Annotated in this window: 1 rRNA gene; it reads left to right on the top strand. The window is 48.7% G+C overall.

Annotation, left to right across the window (positions count from 1 at the left end):
• Positions 1–216 precede the first annotated feature (216 nt).
• Positions 217–3,107 (top strand): 23S ribosomal RNA (locus tag I6E80_RS20255).
• Positions 3,108–3,129 lie beyond the last annotated feature (22 nt).

Here is a 3,129-nt window from a genome sequence, read left to right as displayed (position 1 = left end):
TGCTCTTTAAAAATTTGGAAAAGCTGATAATAAAATTCTGATGAATACATTGTATTTATCAAGAGTTTTCAAAAGTAAAAAAAGAATGGTAGCAGTACCATTCAGTGCCATTTAGTTAACTCTTATGAGTTGATTGATTGGTATCTACTTTAGTATTCAATATTGACTTCTGGCGAAGTTAAACTGTCACACAACAAAGACCCGTTTGGGTTGTATGGTTAAGTGACTAAGCGTACACGGTGGATGCCTTGGCAGTTGGAGGCGATGAAGGACGTATTAACTTGCGATAAGCCTAGTCAAGCTAGTAAAAAGCACTTGAGACTAGGATTTCCGAATGGGGAAACCCACCTGCTTGCAGGTATCGTTAACTGAATACATAGGTTAACGAGGCGAACGCGGAGAACTGAAACATCTAAGTACCCGTAGGAAAAGAAATCAACCGAGATTCCGAAAGTAGCGGCGAGCGAAATCGGAACAGCCCTTAAGCTTATTATGTGTTAATGGAAGGCTGCTGGAAAGCGCCACGATACAGGGTGATAGTCCCGTACATGAAAAGACATTTTAAGTGAAATCGAGTAGGTCGGAGCACGTGAAACTTTGACTGAATATAGGTGGACCATCATCTAAGGCTAAATACTCCCAACTGACCGATAGTGAACCAGTACCGTGAGGGAAAGGCGAAAAGAACCCCTGTGAGGGGAGTGAAATAGAACCTGAAACCGTGTACGTACAAGCAGTAGGAGCCCACTTGTTGGGTGACTGCGTACCTTTTGTATAATGGGTCAGCGACTTATATTTTGTAGCGAGGTTAACCGAATAGGGTAGCCGTAGGGAAACCGAGTCTTAACTGGGCGAATAGTTGCAAGGTATAGACCCGAAACCCGGTGATCTAGCCATGGGCAGGTTGAAGGTTGAGTAACATCAACTGGAGGACCGAACCCACTAACGTTGAAAAGTTAGGGGATGACCTGTGGCTAGGAGTGAAAGGCTAATCAAACCGGGAGATAGCTGGTTCTCCCCGAAATCTATTTAGGTAGAGCCTCGGACGAATACTTACGGGGGTAGAGCACTGTTAAGGCTAGGGGGTCATCCCGACTTACCAACCCTTTGCAAACTCCGAATACCGTAAAGTAATATCCGGGAGACACACGGCGGGTGCTAACGTCCGTCGTGAAGAGGGAAACAACCCAGACCGCCAGCTAAGGTCCCAAAGTCATAGTTAAGTGGGAAACGATGTGGAAAGGCCCAGACAGCCAGGAGGTTGGCTTAGAAGCAGCCATCCTTTAAAGAAAGCGTAATAGCTCACTGGTCGAGTCGGTCTGCGCGGAAGATGTAACGGGGCTAAACTATGCACCGAAGCTGCGGATTCAGAATTTATTCTGAGTGGTAGGGGAGCGTTCTGTAAGCCGTTGAAGGTGTACCGGGAGGTATGCTGGAGGTATCAGAAGTGCGAATGCTGACATGAGTAACGATAATGGGAGTGAAAAACTCCCACGCCGGAAGACCAAGGGTTCCTATCCCATGTTAATCAGGGTAGGGTAAGTCGACCCCTAAGGCGAGGCCGAAAGGCGTAGTCGATGGGAAACAGATTAATATTTCTGTACTCGATATAATTGCGATGGGGGGACGGAGCAGGCTAAACAAGCATAGCGTTGGTAGTCTATGTGAAAGTGAGTAGGTTGGCGACTTAGGTAAATCCGGGTTGCTGTTAAGACTGAGACACGAGACGAGTCACTACGGTGATGAAGTTGTTGATGCCATACTTCCAGGAAAAGCCTCTAAGCTTCAGATTATATGGAATCGTACCCCAAACCGACACAGGTGGTCAGGTAGAGAATACTAAGGCGCTTGAGAGAACTCGGGTGAAGGAACTAGGCAAAATCGTACCGTAACTTCGGGAGAAGGTACGCTCCTATCTGTGATGAGACTTGCTCTCTAAGCGGACGGGAGCCGCAGTGACCAGGTGGCTGGGACTGTTTATTAAAAACACAGCACTGTGCAAAATCGCAAGATGACGTATACGGTGTGACACCTGCCCGGTGCCGGAAGGTTAATTGATGGGGTTATCCTTAGGGAGAAGCTCTTGATCGAAGCCCCGGTAAACGGCGGCCGTAACTATAACGGTCCTAAGGTAGCGAAATTCCTTGTCGGGTAAGTTCCGACCTGCACGAATGGTGTAACCATGGCCACGCTGTCTCCACCCGAGACTCAGTGAAATTGAAATCGCAGTGAAGATGCTGTGTACCCGCGGCTAGACGGAAAGACCCCGTGAACCTTTACTACAGCTTGGCACTGAACATTGAACCTACATGTGTAGGATAGGTGGGAGACTTTGAAGCAGCGACGCTAGTTGTTGTGGAGTCAACCTTGAAATACCACCCTTGTAGTTTTGATGTTCTAACGTTGGCCCCTGAATCGGGGTTACGGACAGTGCCTGGTGGGTAGTTTGACTGGGGCGGTCTCCTCCTAAAGAGTAACGGAGGAGCACGAAGGTTGGCTAAGTACGGTCGGACATCGTACGGTTAGTGTAATGGTAGAAGCCAGCTTAACTGCGAGACAGACACGTCGAGCAGGTACGAAAGTAGGTCATAGTGATCCGGTGGTTCTGAATGGAAGGGCCATCGCTCAACGGATAAAAGGTACTCCGGGGATAACAGGCTGATACCGCCCAAGAGTTCATATCGACGGCGGTGTTTGGCACCTCGATGTCGGCTCATCACATCCTGGGGCTGAAGTCGGTCCCAAGGGTATGGCTGTTCGCCATTTAAAGTGGTACGCGAGCTGGGTTTAGAACGTCGTGAGACAGTTCGGTCCCTATCTGCCGTGGGCGTTTGAGAATTGAGAGGGGTTGCTCCTAGTACGAGAGGACCGGAGTGAACGAACCGCTGGTGTTCGGGTTGTCATGCCAATGGCATTGCCCGGTAGCTACGTTCGGAACTGATAAGCGCTGAAAGCATCTAAGCGCGAAGCAGGCCTCGAGATGAGTTCTCACTAGACTTTTAAAGTCTCTGAAGGGCCGTTGAAGACTACAACGTTGATAGGCAAGATGTGGAAGTGGTGTGAGCCATTAAGCTAACTTGTACTAATTACCCGTGAGGCTTAACCATACAACGCCAAACGCGTTTTATG

Origin of the sequence: Pseudoalteromonas sp. NSLLW218, assembly GCF_015864775.1 — a bacterium.
In the GTDB taxonomy this organism is placed as follows: Bacteria; Pseudomonadota; Gammaproteobacteria; order Enterobacterales; family Alteromonadaceae; genus Pseudoalteromonas.
Note: the sequence above shows the minus strand (reverse complement) of the source record. Positions and strands in the feature narration are given on the sequence as shown.